Source organism: Mesorhizobium sp. M0207 (assembly GCF_040321995.1).
Taxonomy (GTDB): domain Bacteria; phylum Pseudomonadota; class Alphaproteobacteria; order Rhizobiales; family Rhizobiaceae; genus Mesorhizobium.
Map to the genome: position 1 here is coordinate 640589 of NZ_JAMYSQ010000001.1, position 13409 is coordinate 653997.

At 63.8% G+C, this 13409-nt stretch carries 16 protein-coding genes; 8 read left to right on the forward strand and 8 right to left on the reverse strand.

All coding sequences use genetic code 11. The features are described 5' to 3' along the window. From dapD to NKJ15_RS02990, 4 genes are all read left to right on the forward strand, one after another. On the forward strand, nt 1-855 hold the full coding sequence (gene dapD / locus NKJ15_RS02975; RefSeq protein ID WP_352455975.1) for a 2,3,4,5-tetrahydropyridine-2,6-dicarboxylate N-succinyltransferase: 855 nt from the start codon (nt 1-3) through the stop codon (nt 853-855). 30 nt (nt 856-885) lie between these two features. Then, complete coding sequence (locus NKJ15_RS02980; RefSeq protein WP_352813997.1) at nt 886-1263, forward strand: DUF805 domain-containing protein; 378 nt, start codon at nt 886-888, stop codon at nt 1261-1263. 21 nt (nt 1264-1284) lie between these two features. Then, complete coding sequence (locus NKJ15_RS02985; protein ID WP_352455973.1) at nt 1285-2073, forward strand: hypothetical protein; 789 nt, start codon at nt 1285-1287, stop codon at nt 2071-2073. A gap of 334 nt (nt 2074-2407) precedes the next feature. Further along, complete coding sequence (locus NKJ15_RS02990; RefSeq protein ID WP_352813998.1) at nt 2408-3508, forward strand: GGDEF domain-containing protein; 1101 nt, start codon at nt 2408-2410, stop codon at nt 3506-3508. Here NKJ15_RS02990 and NKJ15_RS02995 read toward each other — a convergent pair. Beyond that, on the reverse strand, nt 3498-4529 hold the full coding sequence (locus tag NKJ15_RS02995; RefSeq protein ID WP_352813999.1) for a 2-dehydropantoate 2-reductase: 1032 nt from the start codon (nt 4527-4529) through the stop codon (nt 3498-3500). The genes NKJ15_RS02990 and NKJ15_RS02995 overlap by 11 nt on opposite strands. A 130-nt stretch (nt 4530-4659) precedes the next feature. Between NKJ15_RS02995 and dapE the strand changes: the two genes are divergently transcribed. Both dapE and NKJ15_RS03005 read left to right on the forward strand, forming a co-directional pair. Next, nucleotides 4660-5859 (forward strand): succinyl-diaminopimelate desuccinylase, encoded by a 1200-nt coding sequence (gene dapE / locus NKJ15_RS03000; protein WP_352814000.1) that lies wholly within the window; start codon nt 4660-4662, stop codon nt 5857-5859. Between the two features lie 2 nt (nt 5860-5861). Beyond that, on the forward strand, nt 5862-6470 hold the full coding sequence (locus NKJ15_RS03005) for a hypothetical protein (RefSeq protein ID WP_023677470.1): 609 nt from the start codon (nt 5862-5864) through the stop codon (nt 6468-6470). On the opposite strand, the gene truA is transcribed toward NKJ15_RS03005, so the two are convergent. From truA to def, 4 genes are read right to left on the reverse strand one after another with little or no spacing between them, the layout of a single operon-like run. Further along, a complete protein-coding gene (gene truA, locus NKJ15_RS03010) occupies nt 6452-7207 on the reverse strand; it encodes a tRNA pseudouridine(38-40) synthase TruA (RefSeq protein ID WP_352615025.1) in 756 nt (251 codons plus the stop codon). The two genes, NKJ15_RS03005 and truA, sit on opposite strands and share 19 nt — an antisense overlap. A gap of 18 nt (nt 7208-7225) precedes the next feature. Continuing rightward, on the reverse strand, nt 7226-7735 hold the full coding sequence (locus tag NKJ15_RS03015) for a GNAT family N-acetyltransferase (protein ID WP_352615027.1): 510 nt from the start codon (nt 7733-7735) through the stop codon (nt 7226-7228). Beyond that, nucleotides 7732-8661 carry a methionyl-tRNA formyltransferase gene (gene fmt, locus NKJ15_RS03020; protein WP_352814130.1) on the reverse strand — a complete coding sequence of 310 codons (930 nt, stop codon included), beginning with the start codon at nt 8659-8661 and terminating at the stop codon, nt 7732-7734. Before fmt ends, NKJ15_RS03015 begins: the two co-directional genes overlap by 4 nt. Before the next feature lie 16 nt (nt 8662-8677). Further along, entirely contained in the window at nt 8678-9208 is a 531-nt protein-coding gene (gene def / locus NKJ15_RS03025) for a peptide deformylase (RefSeq protein WP_352539945.1), read from the reverse strand. 103 nt (nt 9209-9311) lie between these two features. Here def and NKJ15_RS03030 point away from each other — a divergent pair, with 103 nt between their 5' ends. Then, nucleotides 9312-10574, forward strand: a complete 1263-nt coding sequence (locus NKJ15_RS03030; RefSeq protein WP_352769475.1) for a DNA recombination protein RmuC — start codon at nt 9312-9314, stop codon at nt 10572-10574. A 39-nt stretch (nt 10575-10613) separates the two neighbouring features. On the opposite strand, the gene NKJ15_RS03035 is transcribed toward NKJ15_RS03030, so the two are convergent. From NKJ15_RS03035 to NKJ15_RS03045, 3 genes are all read right to left on the reverse strand, one after another. Further along, nucleotides 10614-11018, reverse strand: a complete 405-nt coding sequence (locus NKJ15_RS03035) for a GFA family protein (RefSeq protein ID WP_023676952.1) — start codon at nt 11016-11018, stop codon at nt 10614-10616. 67 nt (nt 11019-11085) lie between these two features. After that, nucleotides 11086-12048, reverse strand: a complete 963-nt coding sequence (locus tag NKJ15_RS03040) for a cation diffusion facilitator family transporter (protein ID WP_352814001.1) — start codon at nt 12046-12048, stop codon at nt 11086-11088. Between the two features lie 122 nt (nt 12049-12170). Beyond that, the gene (locus NKJ15_RS03045) at nt 12171-12980 is read right to left on the reverse strand and encodes a transglutaminase-like domain-containing protein (protein WP_352501143.1); all 810 of its coding nucleotides are present in this window, start codon (nt 12978-12980) and stop codon (nt 12171-12173) included. 215 nt (nt 12981-13195) lie between these two features. Here NKJ15_RS03045 and NKJ15_RS03050 point away from each other — a divergent pair, with 215 nt between their 5' ends. After that, nucleotides 13196-13321, forward strand: a complete 126-nt coding sequence (locus NKJ15_RS03050; protein ID WP_013528464.1) for a hypothetical protein — start codon at nt 13196-13198, stop codon at nt 13319-13321. The last annotated feature ends 88 nt before the right edge of the window (nt 13322-13409 follow it).

Sequence of the window (13409 nt, forward strand, 5' to 3'; positions counted from 1 at the left end):
ATGTCGAAGCCCGATCTCGCGAGCCTCGAGGAGATCATCGAGAACGCCTTCGAGGAACGCGACACGATTTCGACCGCAACCCGCGGCGAGACGCGCGAGGCCATCCAATCGGCGCTCGACCTGCTCGACCGGGGCGTCGCCCGCGTCGCCGAGCGGCAGGCCGACGGCAAATGGCACGTCAACCAGTGGCTGAAAAAAGCGGTGCTGCTGTCCTTCCGGCTCACCCCGATGGAGATCATAGAGGGCGGTCCCGGTCAGGCGGTATGGTGGGACAAGGTGCCCTCAAAATTCGACGGCTGGAGCGCCGTCGATTTCGAGAAGGCGGGCTTCCGCGCCGTGCCGTCGTCGATCGTGCGCCGCTCCGCCTACGTCGCGCCCGGCGCCGTGCTGATGCCGTCCTTCGTCAATGTCGGCGCCTATGTCGACAGCGGCACCATGGTCGACACCTGGGCTTCGGTCGGCTCCTGTGCCCAGATCGGCAAGAATGTGCATCTGTCGGGCGGCGTCGGCATCGGCGGTGTGCTGGAGCCGATGCAGGCCGGCCCAACCATCATCGAGGACAATTGCTTCATCGGCGCCCGTTCCGAAGTGGTCGAAGGCTGCATCGTTCGCGAAGGCTCGGTGCTCGGCATGGGCGTCTTCATCGGCCAGTCGACCAAGATCGTCGACCGTGCCACCGGCGAGATCTTCTACGGCGAGGTGCCGCCTAATTCCGTCGTCGTCGCCGGCTCGCTGCCGGGCAAGCCTTTTCCAAACAACGAGCCCGGCCCCAGCCTCTACTGCGCCGTCATCGTCAAGCGGGTCGATGCCAGAACCCGTTCCAAGACATCGATCAACGAATTGCTGCGCGATTGATCTTTCTCAACGAATACGGACGGAATTCGCTTGCCTGATAGATCAGACCTCATCTGGCTTTTCTTCAAAGCTTCGGGCCGCGTCAGCCGCGCGGCCTATTTTCTTGGAGGACTGCTGGTGGCCATCATACAGGCCTTACCGCTCTACCGTTTCACGCTGGTGCCGGAGGGCACCACCGAGAGCAACATGTGGTCGTTCATTTTCTTCATCGCCTTCATTGCCTCGCTTTGGTCGAACGTGGTGCTGGCGGTCAAGCGGTTGCACGACCTCGACAAGCCGGGCGTTGCGGCGCTGGTGCTGTTCGTGCCGGTTGTCTCGATCATCGCTTTCCTCGTGCTTTGCCTGTTTCCAGGGCAACCCGGCCCCAACCGCTACGGCAAGCGCACCAACGCCCCGGCCGAACCCTGAGCACCGATCGGACATTTCGTCATGCGCTACCGCTCGCTTGATCCGAAACTGATCCTCGAAACCGCCGAACGGCTGGAAGGGCGCGTCGCCGAGCGCTTTCCCGATGCAGGCTTGCGCGGCGTCGCCGCCGAGCTCGTGTCGCTGTCGCGCGATCTGGCAAAGGCAGCCAAGGCACTGGAGGCGCCGATCTGGTGGCTGCGCGGCCTCATCATCGCCGCCTTCGTCGTCGGAGCGCTGATGTTCCTGTTCGTCGGCACAATCCTGCCGCTCGGCCGCATCTCGGGAAACCACGATGCCTTCCAGTCGGTGCAAGGCATCGAAGCCTCCCTCAACATGATCATCCTCGCGGTGCTGGGCTTCCTGGCCCTGATTCGCTCCGAGGAGCGGATCAAGCGCAAGCGGGTGTTTCGCCAGCTCCACGGGCTGCGGTCGCTGATCCACGTCATCGACATGCACCAGCTGACCAAGGATCCGGCAACGCTTTCAGCCAGTTTCAAGCCGACTGCGCATTCGCCAGCCCGCATCACCAACGCCGCCGACCTTGCCCGCTATCTCGACTACTGCTCCGAAATGCTGTCGATCACCGGCAAGATCGCCGCGCTGTTCGCGCAATCGGTGAATGACGCCGTGGTCATCGACGGCGTCAATGACATCGAGAACCTGGCTTCGAACCTCTCGCGAAAGATCTGGCAGAAGATCACGCTGATCGAAACCCCTCATGGGCAGCCGGCACGTGCGGCGAAGACCGATCCCGAGCCGGGCCCGCCGCGCCGGCCTGCAGTCCGCAGACGACCGGGGCCGGCAAGCTAAAACCGGCAACCCGGCGGCAGATCCGCTAGAGCGGTTCATCGTTTCGCAGAAACGCCGAACCGCTGTATCTTTTTGTTTTGACGCAATTCCGGACGGAAAACCGCTTCACACTTTTCCTGGAATTGCTCCAGAGCGGCGGAGCGGGGAGTTCCGAAAGCCCGGTTTGCGCCGGATGCTCTAAGCGAATGTTAATCACCCTGGCCCAGCATGCCGGCGAAGACTGTGTCGACCGGCACGGAGCGCTCGACTGGCAAGCGACCTATCCCTGATCACCAAGGAGCCGCGCAAAACGTGGAGCGCCGCCGCTCGCCTGTTTGCCTGGTTCTCTTCGCCGATGAAATTGGAACCGGAAGCTGTCCGCGCCCGGCTTCTCGACACCACCTTCGACCGCAAATTCGCAGTCCTGTTCGGCACCATCAGCGTTCTGTTGGTTGCAGTCAGCGCCGCTCTTGCCACCGGGGATTGGTGGCCCTACGCCTGGATTGCCGCCGACCTGATGCTTTTCACCGTCCGCGTTCTGCTGATGCGGGAATGCGAGCAGGCCCGCAGGCGCGGCTCGAAAGGGCCGCTGGCGGGCCTGATGGCAGCCAGCGGCGTCTGGTCGGTCGTTTTCGGCCTCGGCTGCTATGGCTGTGTTGCCAGCGGGAATATGGCGCTTTCCGTACTTGCCGCCTTGAATGTCGCAGGCGTCGTCGGCGTGGTGTCGTCACGCAATGCGGCGACCCCGCGCTTCGCCATATTCGTCATGTTGGCCGTAAGCCTGCCTTACGTGGTCGGCGCATTGTTTTCTGCGGCGCCCGGAATGCCGATCGTCGGAATTCAAACGCCGTTCTATGTGGTCGGCGTCATCATCGTGCTGCTTCAGAACCACGCAATCAATGCCCGCATGATCCGCGCCGAACTGGACAATCGCGACCTGGCCATCAAGGACGCGCTGACCGGCCTGCCAAACCGCATCTTCCTGCAGGAGAAATTGCGCGACATGTGCCGCGACCTTGCGGCGCCGGCCGCCAATGGCGGCAAGCCGTTTGCAGTGCTCAGCATGGATCTCGACGGTTTCAAACAGGTCAACGACCGTTTTGGCCACGCCGTCGGCGACGTGCTGCTGCGCAAGGTGGCCGAACGATTGAAGCGCGGCTTCCGTCCGGGGGACGTGGTCTTCCGCATTGGCGGCGATGAATTCGTCATCCTTTTGCCCGCAACCTCGGAGATCGAGGCCACCTACCTGGCAAAGCGGGCCATCGAAAAGGTCTCGGTGCCTTTCGACCTCGGGGTCGGTTCCGCCATCCATGTCGGCTTGAGCGTCGGCAGCGCCTTCGCACCCGCCGACGGCGGCGATCCGGAAATCCTGCTCACCTGTTCCGACCATGCGCTGTACGAAGCCAAGCGCACCGGCAAGGGCCGTTACTGGGCGCCTGTGCGGGCTACGATCTGACGGTGGCAGCGACGGCTTCCGGCGACAGGCAGGGCGATCCGCGCCTCTCCTGCTCGGCCGCGCGCACCAGTGCCGTCACGCGCTTCAGCAAAGGTGCCGGCGTGCCGGCGTTTTCGGCCAAACGCAGGACCGCGCCTTGCAGTTCGCCGATCTCCGTCGGCCGGCGGCGCTGAAGGTCGTCCCACATCGACGAACGCGCGGCCGGATCGATGGCGAGCATCCGCCGCGCCAAGAACTTGAACAGCCAGTCGGGCAGGCGAAGCACTTTCGGCAGCAGCGCGGGACGCAGGCCGGCGATGCGAGCGGGTTCGATGCCTGTTGCCGTCATTGCCGCCAACGCTTCGTCGATCTGGCCGGCCAGGATCAGCCGCCAGCGGCGATCGGCAAGCTCTGCCGCCAGCGGCAGGCCGGAAAGCGCCACCAGCGCGTTGTTGAGGTTGAGCAGCAGCTTGCCCCATAGCACCGCTTCGATGTCACCATGCGTGGCGACGGCAAAGCCCTCGACGTCGAGCAGTTCGTCAAGCCCTGTCGCGCCCTGTTCGATCATCACCTTGCCGCCGCTGGCGCGGTGCAGGCGAAGCGGCAATTCGCCCTCCGCCGATTGGACCACGTTGAACGGCACCATGCCGGCGAGCACCCGCCGGGCGGTGAGATGGGCTCGCAATTTATCGGCATTGTCGACGCCGTTCTGCAGACTGAGTATCACCGCATCCGGTCGGGCATGGGCCGCAATAAGCCCGGCCATGTCCTGCGTCGCGCCGCTCTTGACCGTTGCCAGGATGACATCGGCACCGGGGAATGCCGCGGCCGGATCGGCGGTGACCGACAATGCCTCCGGCTTGACGGATCGGTCGCGGCCATCACGGTCGGTGATGCGCAATCCACCTTTTTGCAGCGCCTTCTCGATGCGAGGCCGCGCCAGCAGAACCACCTTTCGCCCGGCAAGTGTCAGGCAGCCGCCGGCGTAGCACCCGATACTGCCGGCACCGGCGATTACGATCGTCCTGCCATGCGTGATCATGCGATGGCCCTGCCTTGGTCGAGAGGCCTTGCCGCAACTTGTACGGCATGAAAACCATAATGTCGGCGGCATGGCTGGCCCTTATGTCTGGCCGTGACAGGCCTTGCGCTTTCGACTATCGCTTTTGCCCATGACGCTGCCTACCGATCCGACCAGAAATCTGGCTGCTCTCATCCGCTGCGCTTCCGTGACGCCCGCCGAAGGCGGTGCGCTGAGCGCGCTGGAAGAAATGTTGAAGCCGCTCGGCTTTGCCGTCGAGCGCCCGGTGTTTTCCGAAACCGGCACACCTGACATAGAGAACCTTTACGCGCGGCGTTCCGGCAACGGCCCGCATCTGATGTTTGCCGGCCATACCGATGTGGTGCCGGTGGGCGATGAAACAGCCTGGACGCACCCACCCTTTGGCGCCGAGATCGCCAATGGCGAGATGTTCGGCCGCGGCGCCGTCGACATGAAGGGCGGCATTGCTTGTTTCGTCGCGGCGGTAGCGCGACATATCGCGCAGAAGGGCGGCCCGAAGGGGTCGGTCTCGCTGCTGATCACCGGCGACGAGGAAGGGCCGGCGATCAACGGCACGACGAAACTGCTCGAATGGGCGGCTGCCAAGGGCGAGAAATGGCATGCTGCGATCGTCGGCGAGCCGACCAATCCCGACGCGCTCGGCGATATGATCAAGATCGGCCGGCGCGGCTCGCTCTCCGGCACGGTCGTCGTCAACGGCCGCCAGGGCCACGCCGCCTATCCGCAGCTAGCCGACAACCCGGTGCGCGGCCTTGTGACGCTGGTCGACGCCTTGCTTCACCCCGTCTTCGACAACGGAACAAGGAATTTCCAGCCGACCAATCTTGAGGTGACCTCCATCGATGTCGGCAATCCTGCCACCAACGTCATCCCGGCGAAGGCGGCGGCTACCTTTAATATTCGCTTCAACGACACATGGACCGCCGAGACGATCCAGGCCGAGATCCACAACCGCCTCGACCGGGCGGCGAAACGCAAGAAATACCGCGCCGGCAAGAAGACGCCGGTCGACTACGAGATCGTCTGGCGCGACGGACCGAGCCACGTTTTCCTGACACGCGACGACAGGTTGATCGAGACGCTTGGCGGCTCGATCAAGGCGGTGACCGGCAGGAAGCCGGCGCTCTCCACCTCCGGCGGCACCTCCGATGCCCGCTTCATCAAGGATTATTGTCCGGTGGTCGAATTCGGACTGGTCGGCAAGACCATGCACATGGTCGACGAACGCGTGGCGATTGCCGACCTCGAGACGCTGACGCAGATTTATCTGCGCTTCGTTGAAGACTGGTTTGCGCAGGACATATCCTAGTGATGCTTTCAGCGGATGAAACCTACGCTTCGCTTGCCGGTGCCTGGCGGCTGATGCTCGGCAAAGCCGACGGATTTCGCCTGCTCGACCTTTCGGCGGACGGTTTCTGGAACTCCTTTTTTGCCATCGTCGTCGCGGCGCCGGCACTGATCGTCGGCTGGGTCGGTATTGCCAACGAAATCGGCGATCCCAACGCATTCGTCGGCCGTTTCAGCATGTTGATCCGCCTGGCAACCGTCGATATCGGCGCCTGGGTGCTGCCGCTCATAGGCCTCGCCCTGGTGGCGCCGCGGGTCGGCGTCGGCGGCCGATTCGTCCATTATGTCGTGGCCAGCAATTGGGCCTCGGCGATCATCGCCTGGATGATGCTGCCATCGGCGTTGATCCGGCTCTTCCTGACGTCGGCCAACGAAGTCTCCGGACTCGTGTCGCTGCTGTTGTTCGCGCTGTCGATGGTCTTGACCTGGCGGATGACCAACGTTGCGATCGGCAGGGGTGCGGCCGCCGGCAGCGCCGTTTTTGCCGGCATGTTCGTGGCGTCGCTGATCGTCCTGTTCGGCCTGCAGGCGCTGCTCGGGATCAGCGTTCCGGATCAGCCAGGCGTCGGATAATCGACGCCGACGAGAAACAGCCCGTCGGGCGGCGCCACCTGACCGCAGGCCGCACGGTCGCGCGCCTCAAGCGCCGCCTTGAGGTCGGCAACAGTCCAGCCGCCTTCGCCGACACGTTTGAGCGAGCCGACCATCGAGCGCACCTGGTTGTGCAGGAATGACCGCGCCGAAGCGCGGACCTCAATGAAATCGCCCGCCCGGCTGACATCCAGCCGGTCGAGCGTGCGGACGGGGCTGGTGGCTTGGCACTGGGTCGAGCGGAAAGTGGTGAAATCATGCCGGCCAAGCAGCACCTTTGCCGCTTCGTGCATGGCACCGGCATCGAGCTGCTTCGGTACCCACCAGATCTTGCCCTTGTCGAGCGCCGCCGGCGCGCGGCGATTGACGATGCGGTAGAGGTAATGGCGGCTGATCGCCGAGAAACGCGCATCGAAGCCATCCGGCACGACGGCGGCCTTCAGGATGGCGATGCGCACCTTGGCCGCCTGCAGATGCGCGTTGACGGCGTCGCGCACCTTGTCGCCGGGCCATGCCTTGATCAGATCGACATGCGCCACCTGAGCGGTCGCATGGACGCCGGCATCGGTGCGGCCGGCGGCGCGCAGCGAAACCTGCTCACCGCAGAAGTTCTCGATCGCCTGCTCGATCGCCTGCTGCACCGAAGGCTGGTTGGCCTGGCGCTGCCAGCCGGCGAAGAGACTGCCGTCATATTCGATGTCGAGGCGAAAACGCGGCATTCCCGGATCGAGGCGAAATCAGGCGGCGAGGGCTGAGCCGAAGGCCGAGGCGTAGACCAGCCTGCCGGTCTCGGGCGCCTCGCCCCAGGCAAGCGCCTGCAAAGCCTCGCTTTGGTAGTCGCTCTCGAATTTCGCTGCACGGGCGCGGCTGTAGCCGAAACGGCCATAGTAAGCGGGATCGCCGAGCACCACGGCGAGCGTCTCGCCAGCAGCCTTCAGGCGGATATGCGCCTCGCGGACCAGCGCACCGCCGATGCCGGTGCCGTGGAACGACGGCTCGACCGCCAAAGGAGCCAAAGCCACCGCCGGGAAGCTCTTGCCGCCATTCCGCACGAAAAGCCGTGAAAACAGGATATGGCCGACCACTTGCCCGTCTTCGTCCGCCACCAGTTCGACGACGGCATCACCGCCGGTGACCAGCGCGTCGACCAGTCCGGCCTCGGTCTGCTGGCCGAATGCGTGTTCTTCGACAAGGCGGATCGCCTCGCGGTCCCGCGGCGTCGCCGCGCGTATGGACATCATGCTCATGACAATTTCATTCCTTTTTCGAGCTTGGCGCCGCGCAGAAACTCCTGCGCGGCAATGGGCCTTGCGCCCGCACGTTGAACTTCGACCGGCCTGATCGCGCCTGACCCGCAGGCGACTGTCAGCCGGTCATCGAGAATTCCTCCCGGTTCGCCGGCGCCTTGCGAGAGCGTCGAGCGAAGCAGTTTCAGCCGTTCCACGCGGCCGCCGATTTCGGCCTCGCACCATGCACCGGGAAAGGGCGACAGGCCGCGAATCTGGTTGTGCACGTCGCCGGCAGGTCGCAGCCAGTCTATGCGAGTCTCCGATTTATCGATTTTCTTGGCGTAGGTCACCCCCACCTCCGCCTGTGTGGTAAATGTCAGCGTATTCCGCTCCAGCCGTTCGAGCGCTTGCACTATGAGCGAAGCACCCAAGACCATCAACCGATCGTGCAGATCGCCGGCCGTCATGTCGGGTCCAATGGGACATTTTTCAACCATTGCCACAGGGCCGGTGTCGAGGCCTTCCTCCATCCGCATCACCATCATGCCCGTTTCGGTATCGCCGGCCATGATGGCGCGCTGGATAGGGGCAGCGCCGCGCCAGCGCGGCAGCAGCGATGCGTGGCCGTTGAGGCAACCGAGCCGCGGCGCCTCGAGAATGGGTTTGGGGAGGAGCAGCCCGTAGGCGACGACCACGGCGACGTCGGCACCTAAGGCGCGGAACGCTTCCTGCTCCGCCTCGCCCTTCAGCGACACCGGCGACCGCACCTCGATGCCAAGCCGCTCCGCCTCGCGCTGCACCGGCGACGGCGTCAGTTCGAGCCCGCGCCGGCCGCCGGCGCGCGGCGGCTGCGTGTAGACGGCTGCCAACTCGTGCCCGGCCCCGGCAATCGCCCGCAGCGTCGGCACGGAGAATTCGGGCGTACCCATGAAGATGACACGCAGGGGCATTCGTCGACGCCTACCCCACCATCTTGCCCGGCGCCTTGTCCCTGGCGAGCTTCTTGAATTTCTTGACCACCATGTCGCGCTTCAGCTTGGAGATGTAATCGATGAACAGCACGCCGTTGAGGTGGTCGATTTCATGCTGCAGGCAGGTCGCCATCAGCCCCTCGGCCTCGATCTCCTGCAGCTTGCCGTCGCGGTCGAGAAACTTCACCCGCACCGCCGCCGGACGCTCGACCTCGGCATAGTAATCCGGGATCGACAGGCAGCCTTCCTCGTAGACCGAACGCTGGTCGGAGCTTTCGAGGATTTCGGGATTGATGAAGACGTGCGGTGCCGGCGTCTCGTCCTCTTTGGCCAGGTCGATCACCAGCATGCGCAAGGGTTCGCCGACCTGGATCGCTGCGAGGCCGATGCCGGGCGCGTCATACATGGTGTCCAGCATGTCGCCGGCCAGTTTGCGCAAATCCCCGTCGACACGCTCGACCGGTTTTGAAACCTGACGCAGGACGGGATCGGGAAGGATGATAAGCGGCTTGATCGACATGGCGTCTCACCTAAGACCTCGCAGGAAAAGCGTCAACCGGGGCGCCTTCGGGTCGTTCACGTTTTGATCTGTGCTGGCAGACCGAATCATCTATGCTGTCGACATGAACGATCTGGCCACCATCCTGTCCGAACCTGTCGCCCGCCTAGGCGCCACCACGATCACGCTCGGCCATGCCCTGGGTTTCGGCGCAATGCTGTTCCTTGGACTGTTCGTGGCGCTCGTCGTTGCGCTCTGGCGATCGGCCAAGGCGCGTGCAGTGGCGGCCGCCGAAGCCGCCGACCACGCCCGCGACGCCGAGGTGCGGATGGCCGGCATCTTGGCAAGCCAGGCGGAAATGCAGGGCCGCATGGGCGCCATCGCCGAAGTGTTCGGGGCGCGCCAGGCGGAACTGACACAGTCGATCGGCCAGCGTCTCGATGCCATGACCGGCCGCCTGGGCCAGACGATGACCGAGCAGACGAGATCGACGCATGAGAGCCTCGCCAAGCTGCAGGAACGGCTGGCGGTCATCGATATCGCGCAAGGCAACATCCAGTCGCTGGCCGGCCAGGTCGTGCAATTGCAGGCGATCCTTTCCAACAAGCAGACGCGCGGTGCCTTCGGCCAGTCGCGTATGGAAGCCATCGTCGCCGACGGATTGCCGCACGGCGCCTATGAATTCCAGGCGACCTTGTCGAATGGCAGCCGGCCCGACTGCCTGGTGAAGATGCCGAACGGCGCACCGTCGCTTGCCATCGATGCAAAGTTTCCGCTCGAGGCCTGGAATGCCATCCGGGCCGCCGAAGGCGCCGAACTGCAGAAGACCGCCGCACAGGCTTTCCGCCGCGACATCGAGGTGCATGTCCGCGATATTTCCGAAAAATACCTGATCCAGGGCGAGACGCAGGACACCGCCTTCATGTTCGTGCCTTCGGAATCGGTGTTCGCCGAAATCCACGAGAATTTCGAGGCCGTTGTCCAGAAGGCGCATCGCTCACGGATCGTCATCGTCTCGCCATCGCTTTTGATGCTGTCGATCCAGGTCATCCAGGCGATCCTCAAGGATGCCCGCATGCGCGAGCAGGCACACCTGATCCAGGGCGAGGTTATCCGGCTGATGGAAGACGTCTCCCGGCTAGACGAGCGGGTGCGCAAATTGCAGACGCATTTCGGCCAATCGGCCAAGGACATCGAGGACATCCTGGTCTCGACATCGAAGGTGACCAGGCGCGGACAGAAGATCGAGGCGCTGGAGTTTGGCGTGCAGCCGGCGGAGGACACCCCCGGTTCGAATGGCAGCGGAGCAAAAGCGGAAAGCAGCCCGCGCGTCGCCGATTCGAAAACCGGGCAGTTGAGGCTAAGGGTCGTCGAAGGCGACGATTGAGAGCTGCGCCGGAACCGGAGGCTTCGCCCCGGTCTGGCGCTACTGCTCCTCGATGATGGTTGTGCCTTCGAATTCCGGCAGCCAATGCAGCGCCGAGCGGTGCCAGATCTGCTTTCTCGGCACCAGTTGCTCGCGCTGCCGTGCCGTGCCGACCCTGATACCGTAAACCTTCGGTCCCTCACCCGCCGAAGTGGCGTAGAGATGCGAGCCGCACTCACCGCAAAATGCCTGGGCGCGCTTGGCGCCGCTCGAACCGGTCTTGATGTAGATCTTCGGCGTGCCCTTGGTGATCCTGTAATTGTCCTCGGACGCCGGCACGGTGACGCGAAAGGCCGTTCCGGTTAGCTTCTGACAATCGATGCAGTGGCAAATGGTGGTCTTTTCCGGATCGACCTCGGCCTCGTAAGTGATGGCGCCACAATGACACGCGCCGTCGATTTTCATCTTCGTTCCTCCTGGAGCTTTTGCCCGCAATCATAACCGGGACTGCCCGATGGCGCAGCCATTTTCCTCAGGCTGGTTCCCCTCCGGACGCCGCCAAGGCCTTGGTCCGGCGTTCCCAGGTACCGGTGGTCTGAGGCTTGACGAACAGCCGCGTCACCTCCGGCATCTCCGCTTTCAGCCGCGTCTCGAGGCGTTCGACGCAGGTCTCTATCTCGGGCGCCGACAAGTGGTCCTCGAACTCGATGCTCAGAGCGGCGACGATCTCCTGCGGCCCCATATGCAGCGTCAGCGCGCCATTCGCCCGCTGCACCGCCGGGTCCTGCTGGACGATGTCCAATACTTTCATTTGCACCTCGGGCGAAGCCGGCTCGCCGAGCAGCAGGCTTTTGCTTTCGCGCGCCAGGAAGATCGCGGTCCCGCCCAGGATGAGCGCGATGCCGATCGATGCGGCGCCGTCGAGCTTCGGCATGTCCAGCAGTTCCGCCGCCGATATCCCGGCGAAGGCGACAACGAGGCCGAGAAGTGCCGCGCTGTCTTCGAACAGCACGGTGTAGACACTCGGGTCTTTGCTGAGCTGCACCGCCTCAAGCCAGCCGTGGCTGCCTTTTTGGTGGCGGAACTCCTTCAGCGCCACCAGCCAAGAGGTGCCTTCGAAGAGAAAGGAAAGGCCAAGGACAGCGTAGTTCACCTTGGCGTTGGCAATCGGCTCCGGCGTCATGATGTGCGTCACGCCTTCGTAGAACGATATGCCGGCGCCCAGTGCAAAGACGAGGAGCGCAACGATGAAGCTCCAGAAGTACAGCTCGCGGCCATGGCCGAGCGGATGCGTGCGGTCGGCCGGGCGCGCGGCACGGTGCATGCCGTAAAGCAGCAGGCTGCCATTGCCGGTATCGACGAGCGAGTGGACGCCTTCCGAGAGCATTGCCGAGCTGCCCGTGAACAAGGCAGCGGCGAATTTGGTCAGTGCGATCGCAAGATTTCCGGCGAGCGCCGCATAGATCACTTTTTTCGACCCGCCATGCGCCGCCATGGTGTGCTGCCTTGGGTGATGCACCGAGATTGGCGGAGCGCCCGCCCACGCTCCACAGTCCTCACAACGCCCGAAGTGCCCAGTTGTTCACAAGGTCAGTTGTTCAAAAGGGCGGCGCGGGGCTATTCGACGACCTCGTCCGTCCAGACCTTGAAGCCAGCCAGCGCGCCCGGCCCGAAAATGTGGGTCAGCGGCACATCGGCGGCATCGCGTCCGGAGGCAATCAGGATGCGGCCGATGCGCGGCGCGTTGTTGCGCGGGTCGAACGCGTGCCAGCGGCCGCCGAGATAGACTTCCATCCAGGCGGCGAAATCCATGTCCGACCACGGCTTTGGCAGGCCGATATCACTGATATAGCCGGTGCAGTAGCGGGTCGGAATGTTCAGGGCGCGGCAGAAGGCGACAGCGAGATGAGCAAAGTCGCGGCATACACCACTCTGCTCGCGATAGGCCTCGGCGGCGGTGCGCGTCGGCCGTGCATTGAAATAGTTGAAGACGATGTGGTTATGGACGAAGTCGCAGACCGCCTGGACGCGCGGAATGCCGAGTGGGGTGCTGCCGAACAGTCGCCACGCTTCATTCGACAGCACGTCGCTCTCGCAATAGCGGCTGGGCAGCAGGAACAGCAGCGTCTCCGACGGCAGATCGCGCACCTCGTGCTGCCACGCCGTCAGCTCGCGCGTCTCGAAGGAGCCGGGGTCGCGGATCACCGCGTCCGTGCCGAACGCAAAGCGCCCGGCCGGCGCAACGAAACGGTTGCACCAATTGCCGAAACTGTCGCGGTAGCTCTCGATCGGCACCGGCGGGTTCGACGTCAGGAAGTCCGGCCGCTCAAGATCGGATGCGCGCGAATAATGGACATTTAGCATCGCGATCAGCGGTGTTTCCTGCGGGAAGTCGAAGCTCATCTGGCAACCGATGTGGATCCGCATTGTCGTCCTGACCGGCCTGCCTGATCATCAGCTGGCGAAACGCGAGGGCTGATGCTGCAGTGCGAAGAAGACCATGGCACGGACCGCTGCGGTTTACGAGGGAATTAGAAACCGGTTGACAGCCCATCGGCCAGGCGACTGCACGGCAGCGGCCTCTTGCAGTCGAACGTTTTCTCTTGTTTCACTTCGCCAGATATCAACTGGAGGAACGAATCATGGCTAAGGGTGCGATGAAGGCAGGCAAGGAGGCCCGCAAGCCGAAGAAGGACGCGAAGAAACCGGCTCCGGCGCCGGCCCTGAAGGCACCGCCGGTGAAGGCGATGAAGCTGAAGGACAAGTAGAGCCGCAGCTACCGGCTTATTTCGACCGGCCGCAAACGCGGCCGGTATGATTGTTCATTAAGCTCACGCGCATCCCCTTGGATGCGGC